This is a genomic window from Nocardioides thalensis (assembly GCF_013410655.1).
Taxonomy (GTDB): domain Bacteria; phylum Actinomycetota; class Actinomycetes; order Propionibacteriales; family Nocardioidaceae; genus Nocardioides; species Nocardioides thalensis.
In genome coordinates, this window is record NZ_JACCFP010000001.1 from 2,727,593 (window position 1) to 2,748,534 (window position 20,942).

19 protein-coding genes and 1 riboswitch are annotated in these 20,942 nt (G+C 70.2%); of the genes, 10 read left to right on the forward strand and 9 right to left on the reverse strand.

Translation table 11 applies throughout. The features are described from left to right. The first annotated feature begins 89 nt into the window (after positions 1-89). A complete protein-coding gene (locus tag HNR19_RS13310) occupies positions 90-296 on the forward strand; it encodes a Flp family type IVb pilin (RefSeq protein WP_179668366.1) in 207 nt (68 codons plus the stop codon). 82 nt (positions 297-378) lie between these two features. Here the strand turns inward: HNR19_RS13310 and HNR19_RS13315 are convergent, their stop codons facing one another. The 5 genes from HNR19_RS13315 to HNR19_RS13335 all read right to left on the reverse strand — a co-directional run bounded on the left by HNR19_RS13315 (position 379) and on the right by HNR19_RS13335 (position 4,643). Beyond that, the gene (locus tag HNR19_RS13315; protein ID WP_179670254.1) at positions 379-1,584 is read right to left on the reverse strand and encodes a M48 family metallopeptidase; all 1,206 of its coding nucleotides are present in this window, start codon (positions 1,582-1,584) and stop codon (positions 379-381) included. A gap of 61 nt (positions 1,585-1,645) precedes the next feature. Then, positions 1,646-2,557 (reverse strand): hypothetical protein, encoded by a 912-nt coding sequence (locus HNR19_RS13320; protein ID WP_179668367.1) that lies wholly within the window; start codon positions 2,555-2,557, stop codon positions 1,646-1,648. A 298-nt stretch (positions 2,558-2,855) separates the two neighbouring features. Continuing rightward, positions 2,856-3,773 (reverse strand): C40 family peptidase, encoded by a 918-nt coding sequence (locus tag HNR19_RS13325; protein ID WP_179668368.1) that lies wholly within the window; start codon positions 3,771-3,773, stop codon positions 2,856-2,858. A gap of 98 nt (positions 3,774-3,871) precedes the next feature. Further along, positions 3,872-4,032: riboswitch (cyclic di-AMP (ydaO/yuaA leader) on the reverse strand. 139 nt (positions 4,033-4,171) lie between these two features. Continuing rightward, positions 4,172-4,378, reverse strand: coding sequence for a hypothetical protein (locus HNR19_RS13330; protein ID WP_179668369.1), 207 nt, complete (start codon positions 4,376-4,378; stop codon positions 4,172-4,174). Between the two features lie 34 nt (positions 4,379-4,412). Then, entirely contained in the window at positions 4,413-4,643 is a 231-nt protein-coding gene (locus tag HNR19_RS13335; protein WP_179668370.1) for a hypothetical protein, read from the reverse strand. A 64-nt stretch (positions 4,644-4,707) separates the two neighbouring features. On the opposite strand from HNR19_RS13335, the gene HNR19_RS13340 reads away from it, so the two are divergent. The 4 genes from HNR19_RS13340 (at position 4,708) to HNR19_RS13355 (ending at position 11,914) form a co-directional block, all read left to right on the forward strand. After that, positions 4,708-6,399 carry a DEDD exonuclease domain-containing protein gene (locus HNR19_RS13340; RefSeq protein ID WP_179668371.1) on the forward strand — a complete coding sequence of 564 codons (1,692 nt, stop codon included), beginning with the start codon at positions 4,708-4,710 and terminating at the stop codon, positions 6,397-6,399. A 133-nt stretch (positions 6,400-6,532) separates the two neighbouring features. Further along, positions 6,533-10,978 (forward strand): hypothetical protein, encoded by a 4,446-nt coding sequence (locus tag HNR19_RS13345; RefSeq protein WP_179668372.1) that lies wholly within the window; start codon positions 6,533-6,535, stop codon positions 10,976-10,978. Positions 10,979-10,994: 16 nt separating this feature from the next. Further along, entirely contained in the window at positions 10,995-11,273 is a 279-nt protein-coding gene (locus HNR19_RS13350; RefSeq protein ID WP_179668373.1) for an Lrp/AsnC family transcriptional regulator, read from the forward strand. Between the two features lie 8 nt (positions 11,274-11,281). Beyond that, positions 11,282-11,914, forward strand: coding sequence for a YgjV family protein (locus tag HNR19_RS13355; RefSeq protein ID WP_179668374.1), 633 nt, complete (start codon positions 11,282-11,284; stop codon positions 11,912-11,914). 10 nt (positions 11,915-11,924) lie between these two features. Here HNR19_RS13355 and trpD read toward each other — a convergent pair whose 3' ends face one another. The 3 genes from trpD to HNR19_RS13370 are packed head-to-tail and all read right to left on the reverse strand — an operon-like array spanning position 11,925 to position 14,297. After that, the gene (gene trpD, locus HNR19_RS13360) at positions 11,925-12,950 is read right to left on the reverse strand and encodes an anthranilate phosphoribosyltransferase (protein ID WP_179670255.1); all 1,026 of its coding nucleotides are present in this window, start codon (positions 12,948-12,950) and stop codon (positions 11,925-11,927) included. A gap of 2 nt (positions 12,951-12,952) precedes the next feature. Next, positions 12,953-13,360 (reverse strand): Rv3143 family two-component system response regulator, encoded by a 408-nt coding sequence (locus HNR19_RS13365; protein WP_179670256.1) that lies wholly within the window; start codon positions 13,358-13,360, stop codon positions 12,953-12,955. A gap of 25 nt (positions 13,361-13,385) precedes the next feature. After that, positions 13,386-14,297 carry a cytochrome c oxidase assembly protein gene (locus HNR19_RS13370; protein ID WP_179668375.1) on the reverse strand — a complete coding sequence of 304 codons (912 nt, stop codon included), beginning with the start codon at positions 14,295-14,297 and terminating at the stop codon, positions 13,386-13,388. Between the two features lie 106 nt (positions 14,298-14,403). On the opposite strand from HNR19_RS13370, the gene ctaE reads away from it, so the two are divergent. From ctaE to HNR19_RS13395, 5 genes are all read left to right on the forward strand, one after another. After that, positions 14,404-15,057, forward strand: coding sequence for an aa3-type cytochrome oxidase subunit III (ctaE, locus tag HNR19_RS13375; RefSeq protein ID WP_179668376.1), 654 nt, complete (start codon positions 14,404-14,406; stop codon positions 15,055-15,057). 85 nt (positions 15,058-15,142) lie between these two features. Then, positions 15,143-16,018, forward strand: coding sequence for a cytochrome bc1 complex diheme cytochrome c subunit (qcrC, locus tag HNR19_RS13380; RefSeq protein WP_179668377.1), 876 nt, complete (start codon positions 15,143-15,145; stop codon positions 16,016-16,018). Beyond that, positions 16,015-17,127, forward strand: coding sequence for a cytochrome bc1 complex Rieske iron-sulfur subunit (gene qcrA / locus HNR19_RS13385; protein WP_179668378.1), 1,113 nt, complete (start codon positions 16,015-16,017; stop codon positions 17,125-17,127). Before qcrC ends, qcrA begins: the two co-directional genes overlap by 4 nt. Next, positions 17,117-18,838 carry a cytochrome bc1 complex cytochrome b subunit gene (gene qcrB / locus HNR19_RS13390; protein WP_179668379.1) on the forward strand — a complete coding sequence of 574 codons (1,722 nt, stop codon included), beginning with the start codon at positions 17,117-17,119 and terminating at the stop codon, positions 18,836-18,838. The genes qcrA and qcrB overlap by 11 nt, the downstream gene beginning before the upstream one ends. Before the next feature lie 72 nt (positions 18,839-18,910). After that, positions 18,911-19,477: an MOSC domain-containing protein gene (locus HNR19_RS13395; RefSeq protein ID WP_218910246.1), complete on the forward strand. Its 567-nt coding sequence runs from the start codon at positions 18,911-18,913 to the stop codon at positions 19,475-19,477. Positions 19,478-19,577: 100 nt separating this feature from the next. On the opposite strand, the gene HNR19_RS13400 is transcribed toward HNR19_RS13395, so the two are convergent. Beyond that, positions 19,578-20,918 carry a hypothetical protein gene (locus tag HNR19_RS13400; RefSeq protein ID WP_179668380.1) on the reverse strand — a complete coding sequence of 447 codons (1,341 nt, stop codon included), beginning with the start codon at positions 20,916-20,918 and terminating at the stop codon, positions 19,578-19,580. Positions 20,919-20,942 lie beyond the last annotated feature (24 nt).

Consider the following 20,942-nt stretch of genomic DNA (forward strand, 5'->3'; position numbering starts at 1 on the left):
CTCCCGATCCGTCACCGGGGCCTCGTCATGCAAAGTTCTGGATATCGGGGGCAACACCCCGGGGACAGAATCAAACGAGGGAGCACCCGATGATCCAGTACCTGAGCATCCTGCTCGACGCGAAGTTCAACAAGGACGAGGAGCGAGGCGCCACCGCCGTCGAGTACGGCCTCTTGGTCGCGCTGATCGCCGCCGTCATCATCGCCACGGTCGTCCTTCTCGGCGACTCCATCTCTGACGCCTTCCGCGACACGTCGACCGCCGTCGACAACCCGCCGGCTGCGCCCGCCGACTGATCTCGCGCTACGAACGAATCGAGGGCCGGAGGTTGACCAACCTCCGGCCCTCGACGTCTCAGCGCAGAGAGCTGAGCACCGTTCACGGCAACGGCCCCAGCACCGCTTCTGCTGTCGCGACGCGGTGCAACACGGTCGGGTGCGAGCCGAACCACCACTGCGACAACGCTGGCGGCGTGGGGTCGGCTAGGGAGCGGATAGCGAGACGACGCTGCAGCTCGACGAACGGCTGGGGGGCGTCCGTCGACCGCAAGGCCGTGACGTCGGCCCGGGTCTCGATCTGCCGGCTGATCCCGTTCTGAACCGGCGCGACCAGCACGGTCGCCAGCGCCGCGAGAGCGAGCACCATCGGCACCGCCCCGACATCTCCCATGTCGGGGCGCCCGCGTCTCCGCACCAAGTCAGTGACCACCCCCAACAGGCCTCCCGCGCATAGCGCGCCCAGCGCCCCCAGCGCCGTCCCCAGCACGACGTCGTCGTGCTTCGCGTGGGCGAGCTCGTGGGCAACCACCGAAACGACCTCGCCCTGCGGCACGTCGTCCGCGACCAGGTTGTCGTAGAGCACCACTCGCTTGGTACCGCCGAAGCCGGACACATAGGCATTGAGTGTCGTCGTCCGGCGCGAGGCGTCGGCGACGAGCACATCGTCGATCTCGACGCCCTCCCGCTCCGCAACAGCGACGATCTGGTCACGCAACCGCCCGTCGTCGAGCGGGGTGAAGGTGTTGAACAGCGGCTCGACCAGCACCGGGTAGACGAACGACCCGATCACGACGAACCCCGCCAGCAGCGCACCCGCGATCGCCGGCCACGACCGCTGCCAGCGCCGGACGCAGGTCAGCAGCACGGCCAGCGCGATCGACGTCGAGACGATCGCGACTAGCTCGCCCTTGACCAGGTCGAGTGCCCACGCGCCCCACGACGACGTGCTCAAACCGGCGTCCAGCGCGAGTCGCCGATAGCCGATCGCGAACGGCAGCGTCGCGAGTCTGCCGATCAGCGCGAGAAGCGCAACGACGGTCACGACACGGAGCCACTGAGGTCCGCGGGTACGGTCAGCCAACGCGCGTCCTCGCCTGCCGAACCCGAGCCAGCACGCGACGAGCAGCGATACCGCTAGCGAGCTCCAGCTCCAGAACCGTGCCGCGGACGAGAACTCCTCGGCTCGCTCGATCTGCGCCGCGGTGAACACGGACCTCGCGGAGACCGGGTCCGGCGCGCCTCCGGCAACCGGTTCCCACGGGACGAACCAGACCGCGACGAGGAGGAAGCCGGCGGCGCCGACCATGGCGGTGCCGAGGCCGATCACGCCGGAGCTCCCCAGCCCCGGCCGCGTGCGCTCGGGCGCCTCAACCACCGGTGGGCACCCCTGCGACGTCGGCCAGGCGCGCCTGCCACGCCCGGGTCAGATCGGCGACGGACCAGCCGAAGATCCGCTCGAGCTCATCCTCCAGGAGCGCGCCCTGCACCACTGCATCGTAGAAGTCGACCAGCGCTCCTTCGCCGCCCCTCTCGGCGAGGACGACGCAGATCAGCCAAGCCGATTCGTAGACAGCGCCGAGGTGCGAGGCGCGGGTGTCGAACTCGGTGCGGAGCGGGAGGGTTTCAGGCACACCCTGGCGACGTACGCGCTCGACGATCTGGGCCGCAGTCCGGGACAGCGGGAGGTCGGTGTCGCGAAGCGCGACATAGTCCGCGAAGCCCTCGAGCAGCCACAGCTCCGCGCTCTGGGCCAGGGGTGCCTCGGTGACGACGTGCACGGCCTCGTGCGTCATCACGATCTGAGCTGCTACCGCCTCCAGCCCCCCGAAGACCGCGGGGTTGAGGAAGACGTGCACCGGCGTTTCCGGAGCGAAGGTGCCGTCCAGCCCGGCCGTCACGGCGGCGATGGCGTCGTAGGTCCCCGGCTCCGCGCCGACAGCGCCGTTGAGCTGATCGACCGACGCCGGCACCTCGACGACGAGTCGCACCGGGCGGTCGAGCACCTCGCGGACGGTGTCCACCGCCTCCGCGGCCTGTCGGCCGTACCGGTCGAGCGGCTGGCGGCGGCCCGTCGTGACGACGAGCGAGTCCGCGTCACGGCGGACCGCGATCGGGCCGGTCAGCCACAGCGGCATGGTGCTGCCGTACGGCGCGACGCCGTCGACGGTGGCACCGCCCTCTCCGAACGTGACCGCGACCTCCGCGCGACCGACCGACGCGTCAAACCCTCGATAGCGCCAGGTGACCTGCACCCGCGCCACCCAGCCGCCATCGACCACCTCGCCGGTCTCGCCGAGATAGGTGAGACCCAGCCCACCGATGCGGAGCCGCTCGGCGTTGTCCGCGAGGACGCCGAGCGAGCCAGCCGCGGTGGGATCGGCCGCGAGCGCCTCCGCCGAATCGGCGTCACCGCGACGGATGGCCCGTTCGAGGACGGCCAGCGTGTCGGTCGCGGCGACCGGCCGGACGGACTCCGAGCTCGGGGCCGACGTCGGAGCGACGTACGGCTCGCCCCCGTCGCACGCCGAGAAGACGGCTGCGACGAGGGCGAGGACGACCGCTAGCGTCCGCGGACGATCAGCCAGGGCGCGTGGCCCCGACGTAGGGCATGTAGTGAAGGGGGCTGACGACGACGCCGACGCCCGGGTTGGCCGCGTGCACGATGAGGCCGCTGCCGATGTACATGCCGACGTGGCTGATCGGGCTGTAGTAGAAGACCAGGTCGCCCGGCTGGAGGTCGCTCTCCGCGACGTGGGTGCCATAGCCGTACTGCGCGCTGGACGAGTGCGGGAGCGAGACGCCGGCCTGCGCCCACGCCATCATCGTCAGACCCGAGCAGTCGAACGCGTCGGGACCGGCGGCGCCCCACACGTAGGAGTCACCCCGCTGCGCCATCGCGTACTCGATCGCGGCCTTGGCGCGGCCCGACGCCGGCACGTCGGACGGGAGTCGACCGTCGTCGCGCGACAGGAGCGCCTCCCGCTCCTCGGCCTCGAGCTCGTCGAGGAGGGCCTCGGCCTCGGCGGCCTTGGCGTCGATCTCCTTCTTCTCCTCCGCGAGCTGCTCCTCGAGGTCCGCGATCTGGTCGCGGCGCCGCTCGGTCTCCTCGCGCCGGATCGTGTAGGCCTTGAGCTCGTCGTTGTAGTCGGCGAGCAGCGCGTCCTGGAGGTCGTTGACCGTCGACATGGTCGTGAGCTCGTTCATGAACGCGCCGGAGTCGGCGCCGAGCAGGTCACCGGCGGCACCGAGGTCGTTGCCCTGGTAGGTCTGGAGGACGGCGTCGCGGACGTCGGAGCGCACGCTGGCCAGCCGGTCACCCTGCCGGGCCTCGTCGGACTCCAGCGACTCGAGCTCGTCGGTGAGCTCCGCGAGCTCCAGCTTGGCGTCGTTGTAGCGCTCGGAGGCCTGCTCTGCCTCGTGGTAGAGGCGGTCGACACGGTCGCGGACGGCATCGATGTCGGGCTCGGCCTGCGCGGACCCGGGGATGCTGAGCATCAACCCTGCGGTCGCGGTAGCGACGATTCCGGCGAGAGCGGTCGTGATGGGTGTACGGCCGTTCTTCAGCACGTGCTGGCGGTCCCCTCGTGGTGTCGTACGCCTACCGGGTGAGCTGACGGGTTCGGGCACGACATTTGCCCTACCCGTGCTCCTCGCACGACCCCACCTGGTGACGGGGAGGTGCGCCTTGCACGGGATTCACCCCAGGAAGAGTGGTTCCCCGGCTCCGGGACCGCGGGCGGTCCCGGACTCAGCGCGGCGTCCGCGCGGGCCGGTCGACCCACTTCCACGGACACCTGAGGGAGCACACTAGTCCCGTTGCCGGGGGCCACCAAACCCTCCCTGGCGTGTTCGGGCCCAAAGTCCTGAGTCTCCGGTCACACCAGCCCCAGGAGTCACGCAGACTCGACCGTCGGCCCGTCGACCGGCCGGACCAGTCGGAGCGGCGGGACGAGCCCCTCTCCGGCCAGCACGTCGAGGGCGCGCAGCTCGTCGTCGTCGATGGTCAGCTCCGGAGGCGGTCCCAGCAGCACGGTGACCACGCAGTCGTGGCACGCCAGGCCGCGCACCACGCAGGTGTCGCAGTCGATGCTCGTCGTCATGGGACGAGAGTGACGAGGGGGACCGACAGAAAGGTCAGGCGTCGGTCCGGGCCACCAGTTCGATCGCGTCGTCGCGGCCGCACCAGCGGCACTTGACCGACTCGACGCTCTCCCCGAGCACGTCGGTCTGCTCGACCTGGTGCTCGCCGGCGAGGTCGAAGTGCCAATACTCCGTCGTACGACGGCTGCGGGTGACGTCGAACCGGGTCAGGTTGCCGCAGCCGGCGCAACGCCAGCGCTGGGTCGCGTCAGGGAGTGGAGCCACGTGCGGATTCTAGGGGCGGCGTGCCGTCGCAATTGTGTCGGGGGCCCGACCTAGCGTCACGACCATGACCACCGCGCCGGCGACCTGGGAGGAGCAGCGGAGCTTCGACGAGATCGGCCGCCCGCTCCGCGACGTGACGTTCTGCGTGGTCGACCTGGAGACCACCGGCGGCTCGCCCGGCGGCGGCGACATGATCACCGAGATCGGCGCCGTGAAGGTCCGTGGTGGCGAGGTCCTCGGCGAGTTCCAGACCCTGGTCAACCCGCACACATCGATCCCGCCGTTCATCGCGGTGCTGACGGGCATCACCAACGGCATGGTCGCCGAGGCTCCGGCCATCGAGTCGGCGCTCCCGGCCTTCCTCGAGTTCGCGGCGGGCTCGGTGCTGGTCGCCCACAACGCGCGTTTCGACGTCGGGTTCCTGCGCCACTTCGCCGATCGCCAGGGCATCCCCTGGCCCGACTTCGAGGTGCTCGACACGGTCAAGATCGCCCGCCGCGTCGTCACCCGTGACGAGTCGCCCAACCACAAGCTCGAGTCGCTTGCGCGCGTATTCCGGGCAGGCACAACGCCCAACCACCGGGCGCTCGCCGACGCGCGAGCGACGGTCGACGTGCTGCACGGGATGATCGAGCGGCTCGGCGGCCTCGGCGTGCACACGTTGGAGGAGCTCCAGACCTACTCCGCGAAGGTCCACGCCGCCCAGCGCCGCAAGCGTCACCTCGCCGACCGGCTCCCCCACGCCCCGGGCGTCTACCTGTTCTGCGACGAGGGGTCTCGCGTCCTCTACGTCGGCACCTCCCGCGACCTTCGTCGGCGCGTCCGTTCCTACTTCACGGCCTCCGAGACCCGCTCCCGCATCGGCGAGATGGTGCGGATCGCGACCTCCGTCACCGGCATCGAGTGCTCGACCGCGCTCGAGGCCGAGGTGCGGGAGCTCCGGCTGATCGCCGAGCACAAGCCGGCCTACAACCGCCGCTCGAAGTACCCCGAGAAGGTCACCTTCCTGAAGCTCACCCGCGAGCCGTGGCCGAGGTTGTCCCTGGTCAAGCGGGTCCTCGACGACGACGCCGACTACCTCGGGCCGTTCTCGTCACGCTCGGCGGCGGAGAGCTGCCTGGCCGCTCTCCACGAGGTGTTCCCCATCCGGCAGTGCAACGACCGGTTCGGCAAGCAACCGTCGCGCTCGGCGTGCGTGCTCGCCGAGATGGGGCGCTGCCTCTCCCCCTGCGACGGCACCACCGATGCCGACACCTACGCGGCGGTCGTGCGCCAGCTCCGCGACGCGCTGCTGCGTGATCCCGACGACGTCGTCGAGCTCGTCAACGCCAAGATGGCCGCCCTTGCTGAGAGCGAGCGGTTCGAGGAGGCCGGCGTCCACCGCGACCGGCTCGCTTCGTTCGTGCGTGCGGCGGCGCGCTCACAACGGCTCACCTCGCTCACCCGCTGTCCCGAGGTCGTCGCCGCGTTGCGCGAGGACGACGGGCGTTGGACCGTCCACGTCGTCCGCTACGGGCGACTGGCCGCGGCGGGCGTGATCCCGGCCGGCGCCGACGCCCTTGCCTACGTCGACCAGCTGCGCGCCGGCGCCGAGACGGTGCTGCCGGCGATCGGGCCACTCCCCGCGGCGACCGCCGAGGAGTCCGAGCGCATCCTGCGGTGGCTCGAGCGTCCCGGCGTCCGCCTCATCGACATCGACGGCGAGTGGACCTGCCCGGTGGCCGGCGCCGGCCGCGAGGTCGCGCGGTTCGGCTGAGGCGTTCCCCCGAACGGCTGGTCTGCATAGCCCGATCGGGTCATTTGGCCCCTCAAACGCTGACGCTCGTCGCCCCAGTACGTAGCGTCCCCGGCGGCGGCGTAGGGAGCGCCCGCCGAGGGAGCGGGGACACGTGCACAGGGACATCGGGTTCACTCGGGCCGTCACGACGCTGGCGACCATCGTCGCCGCGGCGCTCGTCGGAACCCTCCTGACTGCCGGGTTCGGTCCGGTGCCCCCTGCACGCGCCGTGCCCGTCAGTCCGGTCGTGGTCGGCCCGTCGGCCGGGGAGTCGATCGCCGACACGCCCCACCTGAGGTGGGAGCGGCTTGCCGGTGCGACGTCCTACGACGTCCAGCTGTCGACCTCGGACACTTTCACCACGACCCTGCTCTCCCAGATGACGACGAACGTCACGCATGTGCCGACGGCAGCCCTCCCGGCCGGGACGCTCTACTGGCGGGTCCGGGCCCGGGACGCGTCCGGGGTCGGCGAATGGAGTGCCGTTGCCAGGTTCGAGCACGTGCCCGTGGGTGCTCCGGCGCTCACGGCGCCAGCGAATGGGGACAGGGTCCAGCAGCCAGACAAGCTGCCCACGCTGCAGTGGGAATCCGTCGCCGGCGCGATCGAGTACGAGCTGCGGGTCGGGGCGGCCGTCGACGTCGACGGCCGGTTCACCCTGATCAAGCCGAAGGGCACGTCGCACCTCTTCGCTCCTACGGCGGCGGGTGTCCACCAGTGGAAGGTGCGCGCCCGCTTGGGCACGGGAGTCTTCACGGACTGGAGCGAGACCCGGACTTTCCTCGCCGCGGGTCCTGCGACGGTCACGACCGGCATGCCGAACGCGGTGAACCCGGCGGTCGAGGACCTCGTGCTGGACTGGGAGCCCGTCGGCGGCGCTGTCACCTACGAGCTGCAGATCTATACCGACAAGGACGAGTACGGCGAGCCGACGGTCACACCCACGACCGTGACGGGGATCACCGGGACCCGCTACGCGCCACCCACGACACTGGACGACCGGCAGTACTACTGGCGCGTCCGCGCGGTGGACACCTATGGCGTCAAGTCCGCGTGGCCAGAGCGCCCCTTCGTCGTGACGCGTCGTTGGAGCGAGCAGCCGGAACCCGTGCACCCGGCGGACGAGGAGCGGGTCACCTCGACGGCTCCGTTCTACTTCCAGTGGAAGCCCGCTCGTCTCGCCAGTCGCTACCGCCTGCAGCTGTCGAGCGACCCGACCTGGACCAACCCGCAAGAGATCTACAGCTGCCACACGGTCCACACGACCTACATCCCGAAGACGCGCGACCTCAGCCAGTGCTGGCCCACGCCCGGTCAGACTTGGTGGTGGCGCGTCCAGGGCATCGACGGCACGAGCGTCACGTCCGACCCCGTTACCGACCTGATCGGCGCCAGGGTCCACCAGTTCACCTACGAGACCTGGACCACCGAGGCGTCCGGCCTCGCCCCCGCCGACGGCTTCACCGGTCCCGTGCCCACCCTGTCCTGGGACGCGGTCGCCGGTGCCTCGAGCTACGAGGTGTCGATCTGGCGGACCGACACTGGTGCCTCCGTGGCGACGGACGCTACCTCGGCGACCTCCTACACGCCGCGGACCAACCTGATCCCGGACGTCGACACACCGGTCACTTACCGCTGGCAGGTCGTCCCCATCGCCAGCAGCGGAGCCAAGGGCAACGGCCTGATCCCGACCAGCCAGCCGACCTTCACCGTCACCGAGACCGGCGGAGGCACTGCGGCGACCCCGGACGCCCGACCGACGCCCTCGGGCCATCGCTTCCCGACCCTGTCGTGGGAGCCGCTGCCCGTTCCAGTTGCGCCCGACGGCAGGACCACGCCACCGACGTACTCCTTGTGGGCGCGCAAGAAGGGCGACACGACGTGGGCCAAGGTCGCCGAGACCGTGCAGCCGCGGATCGAGGACCAAACCGCCACGCGGCTGGTCCAGCAGGAATACGAATGGTTCGTCCAGGCCGTCACCTCCAGCGGGAGCGTCAATGGGGCACCGGGATCCTTCTCGGTGACCCCGCTGGACCCGGTCTCTGGACACCTCGTCGCGCTGTCGGGCGGCGACGCCATCGATGGCGAGGACGGAAGGACATGCTCCGACACCCTGTGCTCGGTCATCCCGGAGACACCGGTTCTTAGGTGGTCGTCGGTCCCCGACGCGGGTGGCTACTACGTCTACCTGAGCCACAACGCAAGGCTGAACCCCCTCGCGACCGGTTGTCCCTCCGAGTGCCGAACCTGGGTCGAGGGGACGATCTACCGCCCTGACGTCGCGCTCCCCGACGACCAGACGAACGAGGACGGCTACCACTGGCACGTGCAGCCGTGCACCGACCGCAACCACTGCAACCCGCTTGCCTACGCCGGCCACCGGTTCCAGAAGCGGAGCAACCCGGTGCTGGTGGCTCCCAGCACCGTCGAGCCCGTCCCCACCTCCTGCCCCACCACCTCCGGGACGGGACCGGTGCCCGACATCGGGGACGACGTCACCCTCTGTTGGCGGGACTATCAGGAGTCCCACGCCTCCGCCAATGTCACCGGCACGGACATTCCCCTCGCTGCCGCCACGATCGAGGCGCGTACCTACCGCGTGGTGGTGGCGACCGACGAGGCGTTCACGACGATCGTCGACACCATCGACGTCGACCAGCGACAGTTCACCTCCTTCGACACGACGTACGTCGACGGCCCGCTCTGGTGGAAGGTTCGCGCGATCGACGGGACCGGCAACCTCCTCCCTTGGAGCCGGCCGCAGCCGATGGTCAAGCGGTCCCCCGCACCTGAGCTCGGCTCGGACGCCGTGCCCGCGAACCTGGGGACATCAGACGGCGTGCGGTTCAGCTGGGCGCCCATGCCGTTCGCCGCGTCGTACGAGATCGAGATTCACCGCAACGACGACCGCTCCGAGAACACCGCGAACCGGGTGCCGAGCAACGAGCTGCTCGTCACCCGGCAGCCGACGCTGACTCTGCCCGCCCCTCTGGCCGCCACGAGACCGGGCATCGCAGCCGACGACTACGTATGGCGAGTACGCCGGATCGACGCCTCGGGCCACCGTGGTCCGTGGTCGGCTGGCTGGAGGGCCTTCGACGTCCACGGGACCCTGACACAGCCCGACGGCTGCGCCGGCACCCGCGAGGTCCCGCCGAACGGAGCCGTCTTCAGCTGGTCGGCAACCGGCGCACAGGTGAAGCCGACGGCCTACCGCTTCCAGCAACGGAGTGCCGCTGGCACGATCACTGAGACGAAGACCGTTGCCACCGCCTGGGCCCCGACGGAGGCCCTTGCCGAGGGCACCTGGCAGTGGCGGGCCATCGCGCTGGACGCCAACGACAGGCCGATGGCGGATCCTGGCGTGGCCCCGTGGTGCAGCGTGCATGTGTGGGGCAAGCCGCACGCCGACGGCACGGGCGACGACGGGGACGGCATCCAACCGCTCATCCACGGCTCCGGCAAGGTCGGGACTGTGCTCACGTCGACGCGACCCGACTGGCAGCCGGCCGAGATCGTCGACGAGGGCCAGGAAACCTGGCAATGGCTGCGCGACGGCATCCCGATCGTCGGCGCGACTGGCACGACGTACCAGGTCACGGCCGCTGACGTCCGCAAGCCGATCAGCCTCCGGGTGACGCTGGTAGTCCCTGGCTACGGGAACGGAGTGACCACGAGCAACGTGATCGTGGGTGTAACCGGCGACGCACCCACTTCGACGGTCCTCCCCGGGATCGAGGGAACGGGCAAGGTCGGCACCGACCTCACACTCGCCACCCCAGGTGAATGGACGCCCGCAGGCGGCACGGTGACCTACCAGTGGTACCGCGGGACGACCATGATCCACGGCGAGACGACCGGGTCCTACCGGGTCCGACCTGAAGACGTGGACCAACAGGTCCGGCTCGCGGTCACCTACGCCGTGGCCGGCCACGCGAGCAGCACGGTCGAGAGCAACGCGATCACCGGCGCCGCCGGTGAACAGCTCGAGCCGATGTCGCGTCCAGTGATCACCGGGATCGCCGCCTACGGCAGTCTGCTGTACGCGGCACCGGGCACCTGGCCGCAGACGCCGAGGTACACCTACGAGTGGCTGCGGGGCGGCGTGCCGATCCCAGGCGCGACGCAGGCCGTGTATCAAGTGCAGGCGGCAGACGCCGGCCGTTCGGTGTCCGTGAGGGTCACTGCGACGGAGGACGGCTACGCCCCCGGTGTGGCGACGAGCCCCGCCGTCTCCGTCCCGCGCCTGGCCTCGACCGTCGCCATGTCCGTCTCGTCGACGACGGTCCGGCGACGCTCGCCTCTGATCGTGGGAATCGCCGTGTCGGTGCCCGGCATGCCCTCGCCGGCCGGCAAGGTTGCCGTCGTGGCGAAGCTCCCCAGCGGACAGACGAAGACGCTGACGACCGTCTCGCTACCGGCAACCGGCAACGGCACGAAGTCCGTCAAGGTGAGGCTCGCGAGCGTCGGACGGAACCGCCTGCGGGTCGCCTATCAGGGCACGGCTCAGATCAACGCCGCGAACTCCCCATGGACCACGGTGACCGTCCGCCGTTGAGTCCTAGAGTGGCGCCATGATCACCGCCATCGTGTTCGTGCAGGCCGAGACCGCCCGGATCCCCGAGGTCGCCGAGGCGATCGCCGCCCTCGACGGCGTCAGCGAGGTCTATTCGGTGACCGGCAGCATCGACCTGGTTGCCCTGATCCGCGTCAAGCGCCACGAGGAGATCGCCACGGTCGTCGCCGACCAGCTCAACAAGGTGCCGGGCGTGGTCGACACGGAGACGCACATCGCCTACCGGGCGTACTCCCGCCACGACCTCGAGACCGCGTTCTCCCTCGGGCTCGACTGAGGTCGCGGGTGGACTGGCTGGCGGAGCACTGGATCGACGCCCTCGGCTGGGGCGGCAGCGCGCTGCTCGTCTACTCGCTCCTCCAGCAGCGGGTCCTGCGATTCCGCACGCTCAACCTGGTCGCGGGCATCGTGCTGATCGTGTTCAACGCGATTCTCGGCGTCTGGCCGATGGTCGCCCTCAACGTCGTCACCTCAGCGATCAACCTGTGGTTCATCGCCCAGCTGACCCGGCAGCGGCACGACGACGACGTCTTCGAGGTGATCGAGGTCGGGCTCAACGACCAGTACCTCCGGCACGTGCTCGACACCCACGCGGACGACATCCGCAAGCATCAGCCGACGTTCGTCGGGCACGCGCAGTCGGGCGAGGAGGCGTTCGTCGTCGTCAGGGGCGACGAGACGGTGGGCGTGGTCATCGTCAAGCGCGAGGCTGACGTCGCGCACGTCCACCTCGACTACGTGACGCCGCGCTACCGCGACTTCACGCCCGGTGAGTTCGTCTGGCGTCGCAGCGACCTCCTGCGGAAGCACGGCTACCGCCGCGTGATGACCTCGCCTGACGTCGTCGATCCCTACTACGACAAGATCGGCTTCCGCCCCGAGGGCAACGTGTTCGTGCTGGACGTCGAGGCGGCGTGAGTCCTCGCGCTCAGGCCGAGGCCGCGGCCACCCAGCGCTCCAGCGCCGACTGAGCGGCGCCGGAGTCGATCGCGTCGGCCGCCTTGGCGATGCCGGCGGCGAGCGCGTCCGGGACAGGGTCGCCCGGCGCGTCGTGCACGGCCAGCGCGGCGCCGGCGTTCAGTAGCACGGCGTCACGGACGGGCCCCGCCTCACCGGCCAGCAGGCGCCGTACGACGTCGGCGTTGTACGCCGCATCGCCGCCTCTGAGCTCCTCGGCGGTGGCCCGGGCGATGCCGAAGTCGAGCGGGTCGATCGACGTCGCGGCGACCTGGCCGTCGTGGACGGTCCACAGCGCCGAGGTGGTGGTCGTCGTGAGCTCGTCGAGACCGTCGTCGCCCCGGAACACCCAGGCGTCGACGCCCCGGCGCGCAAAGACACCCGCCATCAGCTCGGCCTTGCCGGGGTAGGCGCACCCGATGGCCTGGGCGGCGGGCCGGGCCGGGTTGGCCAGCGGACCGAGCAGGTTGAAGGTAGTGCCGATGCCCAGCTCGCGGCGCGGGACGGCCGCATGGCGCAGTGCAGGGTGGAACGCGGCGGCAAAGCAGAACGTGATGCCGGCCTCCTCGGCCACCGCAGCGACGCGGGCGACGGGCAGGTCGAGCCGGACGCCGAGCTTCTCGAGCACGTCGGCGGTGCCGGCCTGCGAAGAGGCGGAGCGGTTGCCGTGCTTGACCACGCGCGCGCCCGCGCCCGCGGCGACGATGGCCGACATCGTCGAGACGTTGACCGAGAACGACCGGTCACCACCGGTGCCGACGACATCGAGCGTGCGGCCGGGCACCGCGATCGGCGTGGCGACCTCGTACATCGCCTCGACCAGCCCGGCGACCTCGTCGATCGTCTCGCCCTTCGCGCGCAGCGCGACCGCGAAGCCAGCGATCTGCACCTCGGTCGCCTGGCCGGCGAGGATCTCCCCCATCGCCCAGGCGGCCTGCTCGGGCGACAGGTCCGAGCCCGCGACGAGGGTGTCGAGGACGTCGGGCCAGGTCGGCACGGTCACGAAGTGGTGGCGGGGACGCGCGAGCGCAGCAGGGCGACGACCGTCTCGGCCAGCTTGATCGGGTCGATCGGGTGCGGGACCGCGGCGTCGGCACGCGACCAGGTGGCCAGCCACGCGTCCTGCGGGCGGCCGGTGAGCACGACGATCGGGGGGCAGTTGAAGATCTCGTCCTTGAGCTGCTTGGCGATGCCCATGCCGCCTGCCGGGACCGCCTCGCCGTCGAGGACGGCGAGGTCGATCTCACCGGCGTCCATGTTCTGGATCACGACCGGCTCGGTCGACACCTCGACGTAGGTCACCTCGGGCAGGTCGGGGTGCGGACGGCGGCCCAGAGCCAGCAGGACCTGCTCGCGGGTGTGGACGTCGTCGCTGTAGACGAGCACCTTGAGGGGGCGAGAATTCATCCTGGTCTCACTCACGGCGCGGACTCTACTCGTTCGCCTTCGCGTCCGCTCGGGCCTGCGCCTCCAACCGGTCCAGACGCCGGTCCTCGCGCTCGGCCTCCTTCATCGACGCGCGCACCCACTGCGCGAAGAGGATGACGAAGAAGACGAGCCCCACCAGGTCGCCGGCGCCCCACAGGATCCCGCCCGCGAGCTCCTGGTCGGCTCTGGGGTCGGGGAGCCACGAGCCCATCGGGCCGTCGTGCAGCGACGGGTAGTGGTCGCCGCCGAGCAGCGCGGTCTGCCCCATGATCGTCACCCCGAGGAACGCATGGAATGGCAGCGTCAGCACGGTCAGCAGCACCCGGAACGGGTGGCTCACCCGGCCGGGCAGCGGGTCGACCCCGACGATCGGCCAGAAGAACAGCGCGCCGACCGCCACCAGGTGGACGTGCATCATCTCGTGCACGTAGACCGAGGTCAGCGACGCGTCGTACCAGCCGGTGAAGTAGAGCGCCCACGGCGAGAGGACGTAGAGGCCGAACGCGAGCGGCGGGAACGACGCGACTTTCGCCACCTTGGAGTGGAGCACGGCGAGCAGCCAGCCCCTGGGCCGCGCGGGCAGCGTCCGCAGCGCCAGGGTCACCGGCGCGCCGAGGGCGAGGCAAAGCGGCACGATCATCGACAGCACCATGTGCTGGACCATGTGCGCGCTCAGCAGCACAGTGTCGTACGCCGCCAGCCCGGACGACGTCGCGAGGTAGAACGCCAGCATGCCGACGCCCCAGGCGAGGGACCGGCCCACGGGCCACCGGTCGCCGCGACGCCGGAGCGCGAGCACGCCCACCGCGTACAGCCCCACGGACCACACGGTCACCACGAGTGGCAGCGGCGCGAGCGACCACTCGCTCACCGCGGTGCCCCAGGAGAGCTCCGGGAGCGGCTCCACGACGCTCATCAGACGCACGTCCAGGCACCTCCTCTACCTGCCCTGAGCGTAGGTGCCGCGGATACGCTGCCCATTCCAGGGGGTCGGGATGCCGTGCCGGAGCGCAACCGCCATAATGAGGCCCGTGGCGACCACAGCAACCGCATCCCTCCCGGCCTCCCGCCTGCACGGCCAGCACGACCGACCGAGCATGGTGGCGGTCGGAACGATCATCTGGCTCTCCAGCGAGCTGATGTTCTTCGCGGCGCTGTTCGCGTCGTACTTCACGATCCGCTCGGTCAGCCCGGAGATGTGGGAGGCCAACACCGACCTCCTCAACGTGCCGTTCGCTGCCGCCAACACCACGATCCTCGTGCTCTCGTCGGTGACCTGCCAGCTCGGCGTGTTCGCCGCCGAGCGGGGCCAGGTGGGCCGCAAGGGATCGGTGCTCAACGTCGGCGGCTGGGGCCTGCGCGAGTGGTTCATCCTCACCTACATCATGGGCGCCATCTTCATCGGCGGCCAGGCGCTCGAGTACGCCGAGCTGATCCACGAGGGCGTCACCATCCCCCACGACGGCTACGGCACGATGTTCTACCTGACCACCGGCTTCCACGGCATCCACGTGACCGGCGGCCTGATCGCCTTCCTCTTCGTCCTCGGACGCACCTACATCGCCAGGCGCTTCACCCACGAGCAGGCGGTGAGCGCGATCGTCGTGTCCTACTACTGGCACTTCGTCGACGTGGTCTGGATCGGCCTGTTCGCAACGATCTACCTGGTCAAGTGACCGTCACACCCTGGCCGGCTGCGGTGTCGAACGAGCAGGCCGACAACCGAATGACTGCCCGAACCCTGGACAGCAAGGACTGAATGTGCGACTCCTGAACCGCTCCGCCGGTCGACTCTCGCGGCACCGCCGCGGGCCGCTCGCAGGCCTGCTGGTGCTGCTCCTGGGGCTGCTGCTGACGGGCGGCCTGTACGCCGCGCTCGCACCTGCCCAGGCTGACAACGAGGCCGAGAACGCCGATCTCGTCGCGGAGGGCCGCGAGCTCTTCCTCGTGGGTTGCGCCTTCTGCCACGGCCAGAACGGCGAGGGCGTCCTCACCCAGGACGGCACGCAGTACGGCCCCGCGCTGACCGACGTCGGCGCCGCCGCGGTCGACTTCCAGGTCGGCACCGGCCGGATGCCGATGGCCCAGCCGGGCGTGCAGGTGCCCCGGAAGGAGGTCGTCTACAGCGACGCCGAGATCGAGGCGCTCTCCGCGTTCGTCGCCTCGCTCGGCACGGGCCCGGGCATCCCGGACGCGGAGCTCTACGACCCGGACACGATCCCCGAGGACGAGCGCGAGGAGTACGTCACCCGCGGTGGCCAGATCTTCCTCGCCAACTGCACCGCCTGCCACAACTTCGAGGGCTCCGGCGGCGCCATGCCGCGCGGCGGCTACGCGCCCAAGATCCGCGGCGTGGACCCGAAGCACATCTACGAGGCCATGCTGACCGGCCCGCAGTCGATGGACACCTTCTCCGACGGCAACATCCCGCCCGACGACAAGAAGGCCGTCATCGCCTACCTCGAGACCCTCGACGAGCAGCCCAGCTACGGCGGGCTCACGCTCGGGAGCCTGGGCCCCGTCAGCGAGGGCATCATCGCGTGGATCGTCGGCATCGGCGCCCTGGTCGGGTTCGCCGTCTGGATCGGCGCCCACACCACTCGCTCGAGCAAGAAGAAGGACGAGGTCGAGGCGTGAGCGACGCACACGAGAGCAGCGGCGACGAGCACCAGAGCACCGGCGGCGAGCTGGTCCCCCAGGAGCCCATCGCCAACCCCGGCCTGCCGGAGCACACCTGGCGCCCGACCGACGTCGACAAGAAGGCCGAGCGGCGCGCCGAGCTCCAGGTCGCCAGCTTCTTCGGCTTCTCCGCGATCTGCACGATCCTGTTCGTCGTCGCCTACTTCGCGTTCGACATCGACGACAACTGGCACGTCGTCGGCGGCTTCGGCGCCTCGACCGTGGCCCTGGGCGTCACCCTCGGCGGCGCGCTCCTCTTCATCGGCATCGGCGTCATCCACTGGGCCCGCAAGCTCATGGGCGACCACGAGATCGTCGAGATGCGGCACCCGGCCCGGTCCACCGACGAGGAGCGCGAGGGCACCCTCGCCGCCCTGTCGGCCGGGCTCGAGGAGTCGGGCATCGGCCGCCGCTCGCTGATCCGCAACTCGATGCTCGGCTCCGCCGCCCTGCTGGGCGTGCCAGCCGTCGTGCTGCTGCGCGACCTCGGCCCGCTGCCGGGCGACGCGCTCTACCACACCATCTGGGGCGAGGGCACCGAGGAAGCGCCGATGCGGATCGTCCGCGACGGCATCTGGACCCCGATCTCGGTGTCCGACCTCGAGATCGGCGACCTGGTCAACTGCCAGCCCGACGCGCTCATGAACCCCGAGCGCTACGGCATCGACCCCGAGGAGGTCGAGGGCGTCAACCTGCAGATCCACAAGAGCAAGGCGTCGCTGATCCTGCTCCGGATGGACCCCAAGGACATCAAGCCCGGCAAGGACGCCAAGGGCGAGAGCCGGGCCAACTGGGACGTCGACGGCATCGTCGCCTACTCGAAGATCTGCACCCACGTCGGCTGCCCGATCTCGCTCAACGAGCGCACCACCCACCACCTTCTCTGCCCGTGCCACCAGTCGACCTTCGACCTGGCGGACTCCGGCAAGGTCGTCTTCGGTCCCGCGGGCCGGCCGCTCCCCCAGCTGCCGATCACCGTCGACTCCGAGGGCTACCTGGTCGCGCAGAGCGACTTCGATGAACCGGTCGGACCGAGCTTCTGGGAGCGGGACTACTATGAGCGTTGATACCAGCAAGGTCGCTTCCACCAACGGCACGGAGCCTGCAACCGTGAGCAAGGGCACCAAGGCTGCCGGAGCAGTCGCCACTTGGGCCGACGAGCGTCTCGGCCTCGGGTCGATGATGAAGAAGAACCTGCGCAAGGTCTTCCCCGACCACTGGTCGTTCATGCTCGGCGAGATCGCGCTGTGGAGCTTCGTCGTGCTGCTCCTCACGGGCGTCTTCCTGACCCTGTGGTTCGACCCGAGCATGACCGAGGTCCAGTACAACGGCAGCTACGACCCGCTCCGGGGCGTCCACATGTCGTCGGCCTTCGCGTCGAGCCTCGAGATCTCCTTCGACGTCCGTGGCGGCCTGCTCATGCGGCAGATGCACCACTGGGCGGCGATGATCTTCATCGCCTCGATGATGATCCACCTGCTCCGCGTCTACTTCACGGGCGCGTTCCGCAAGCCGCGTGAGCTCAACTGGGTCATCGGCTGCCTGTTGCTGCTGCTCGGCACGATCGAGGGCTTCACCGGCTACTCGCTCCCCGACGACCTGCTCTCGGGCACGGGCGTCCGCGCGGCCGACGGCTTCATGAAGGCCAGCCCGGTCGTCGGCACCTACATGTCGTTCTTCCTGTTCGGCGGCGAGTTCCCGGGCGACCAGATCATCCCGCGGCTCTACGTCATCCACATCCTGCTGATCCCGGGCCTGCTGCTCGCGCTGATCGCCGCCCACATGCTGCTGCTCGTCTACCACAAGCACACGCAGTGGCCGGGCGCCGGCCGCACCGAGGAGAACGTCGTCGGCTACCCGATGCTCCCGGTGTACGCCGCGAAGGCGGGCGGCTTCTTCTTCATCGTGTTCGGTGTGATCACGTTGCTGGGCGGCCTGTTCTCGATCAACAACGTCTGGAAGTACGGGCCCTACGACCCGTCGAAGGTGACCGCCGGCTCCCAGCCCGACTGGTACATGGGCTGGCCCGACGGCCTGTTGCGGATCATCCCGCCGCTGGAGACCCATATCTGGGGCGTCACCCTGTCCTGGAACGTCATGATCCCGATCCTGATCATGCCGCCGCTCATGCTGATGGTGCTCATCGCGCTGCCGTTCATCGAGTCGTGGGTCACCGGCGACAAGCGGGAGCACCACCTGCTCCAGCGGCCGCGCAACGCCCCGACGCGTACGGCGATCATGGCCGCGCTGATCACCTTCTACGGCCTCTCGTGGGCCGCGGGAGGCAACGACATCATCGCGATCAAGTTCGACCTGTCGATCAACCAGATCACCTACTTCCTGCGGGGAGCGGTGTTCATCGGGCCGATCATCGCGTTCATCATCACGCGGCGCTGGTGCATCTCGCTCCAGCGCGCCGACAACGAGCGGCTCTTGCACGGCTACGAGACCGGTGTCATCGTGCGCTCGCCCGACGGTGCGTACGCCGAGAAGCACCTCCCGATCGCGCCTGAGAAGGCCTACGTCCTCACCGCGCGCGACCGCGACCCGGAGCCGGGCCCGGCGTACAAGAACGACGCCGACGGCGTGAAGGAGAAGGGCTACGCCCTCCGCAAGGCCAAGGCCGTCCTGCAGAAGGCGTTCTTCGCCGACAACGTGCAGAAGCCGACGGCGGAGGAGCTGCACGAGGCGGAGCACCACTCCGAGCACGAGCTCCACGAGCTGGAGGCCCAGATCGCGGCCGGCCCCAACAAGCACGGCCCGTCCGACGACCACTGAGTCCAGGCGCGACGACGGCCCGCCTCCCGAAATGGGAGGCGGGCCGTCGGCCTTCCCCGGCAGGATGTGCCCGTGGCACAGCACCTCCCCCAGCGGACCTACGCCGAGCTGACCGACTACCTCGACGTGCTCCGCTCCGCCCCGCGCGACACCGGCACGCTCGAGCTCGTCGTACGGCGGCCCGGCCCCGGCACCCGCGAGGTGCTCGAGGAGGGTGAGCTCACTCTGGCCGACGGGCTGATCGGCGACAGCTGGCTCAGCCGCGCCACCTCCCGGTCCATCGAGGCCGGACGCCATCTCGACGCGCAGCTGAACGTCATGAGCGCCCGGATGGCGTCGTTCCTCGCGTTCGGCGACCCGGTGCGGCAGGCCGGCGCGGGCGACCAGCTCTACCTCGACCTCGACCTGTCGACGGGCAACCTGCCGACCGGCACGCGACTCGCGATCGGCGCCACCGCTGTGATCGAGGTGACCGCCAAGCCGCACAACGGGTGCGCCAAGTTCACCCGCCGCTTCGGCGAGGACGCGGAGCGGTTCGTCAACTCTCCCGAGGGCAAGGCGCTACGCCTGCGTGGCTTCAACGCCCGCGTCGTCGAGCCCGGCACGGTCCGGCCGGGCGACAGCGTCAAACGCCTCTGACGGGCACCACGGAGGCCCAGCTGGGCGAGCGCAGCGAAGCAAACGAGACCAGGTAGCCGAGTCGGCAGAAGTTTGCGAGCCCGGCCGTGGACCGCAACCGTCACGGCAACCCGGGCGAGCGAACTTCTGCCGACTCGGCGGGCGCTGACGGCAAACTTCTGCCGACTCGGCGATCGACGACGAGCATCATGAGTCCCAGGAGCAGCACCGCTCCTGCTGGCACCAGCGTCACCACCGGCCGGTGCAGCGCGCCTCCTACGAAGGCGTTCTCGTGCCAGACCTCGGCGACGGGCAGGCCCAGGTTGTCGGTGATGGCGCCCGGAGCGATCAGAGCCAGCTGGAGCAGGGCCGCGGGCACGAACAGGGCGCGGGCGACACGGCGCATCTCCCCCGCCGACAGGGCGAGCGCCGGCGTCGCGCAGACGACGAGCTCGAGGCTGGTGCGGTAGCCGTAGAACGCGTCACCGCCGCTGAAACGCACCAGCAGGCCCTGCGCCAGCAGGTAGAGCACCCCGCCGACCAGGAGCGCGCGGCTCCAGTCGGGCAGTCCGCGCCAGGCACGCGCCAGCGGCACGGCCATCACCAGCAGGACCGGCGTCCAGATCAGGAGCCCGCGGTCGGGGGCGACCCAGAAGCCGGAGAAGTTCACCCAGTCCGTCAGCCGGTCGGCCACGCCGCCGGTGAAGTCGCCCGACCGATACCCCGACGACGGGTCCCAGCTCCCGTACATCCACCGCGTCCACACCGACATCAGCCCCAGCATCGCCCCGCTCGCGAGCCCCACGCGTACGGCGACCGCTGGCCGGCGTCGGGCCAGTGCCACGCCGACGCCGACCACCGCGCAGATCAGGGCCGCGTGCAGCCGCCCCCACAGGACGACTCCTCCGAACAGGCCGACCACCCACCACTGCCACCAGGCGTCGTCGTCGCGCGAGGCCGCCCACGCCATCCCGACGATCCCGAACGCCGTCAGCGTGTGCGGCCACATCCCGTCCGCGGCGACGCTCCACATCGGCGTGCCGAGTCCGAGCAGCCCCGCGGCCACGAGCGCCAGCCTGGTGCCGGCACGCCGCCGCAGCGTGAGGAACAGCAGGGTCACCGAGCCCGCAGTCAGGAGCGCGGCCGTGACACCACCGGGGATCGCGCTCAGGCCGTCGGGCCGCATCACGAAGTAGGCGGGCACCGACGCCGCGATCACGCCGGGCGCGCGGCCGATCGCCTCCCGGCCGTCGGCGGTCTCGACGATCCAGGTCTCCCGGATGATGTTGTCGTCCAACGCCGGGAACTCCGAGATATCCGGCACCGGGTCGCCCGTGCGGGCGATGTGCGCGGCCGCGAAGTCTGCCGAGTAGACGTCCGGGCTCGGGTCGGCGCTGATCGTCGCGAGATAGGTCGTCGCGACGACCGCGAACAGCGCGAGCGGGAGCCTCCAGCCGGACATGCGCGCCATTCTGTGCCTTCCGGG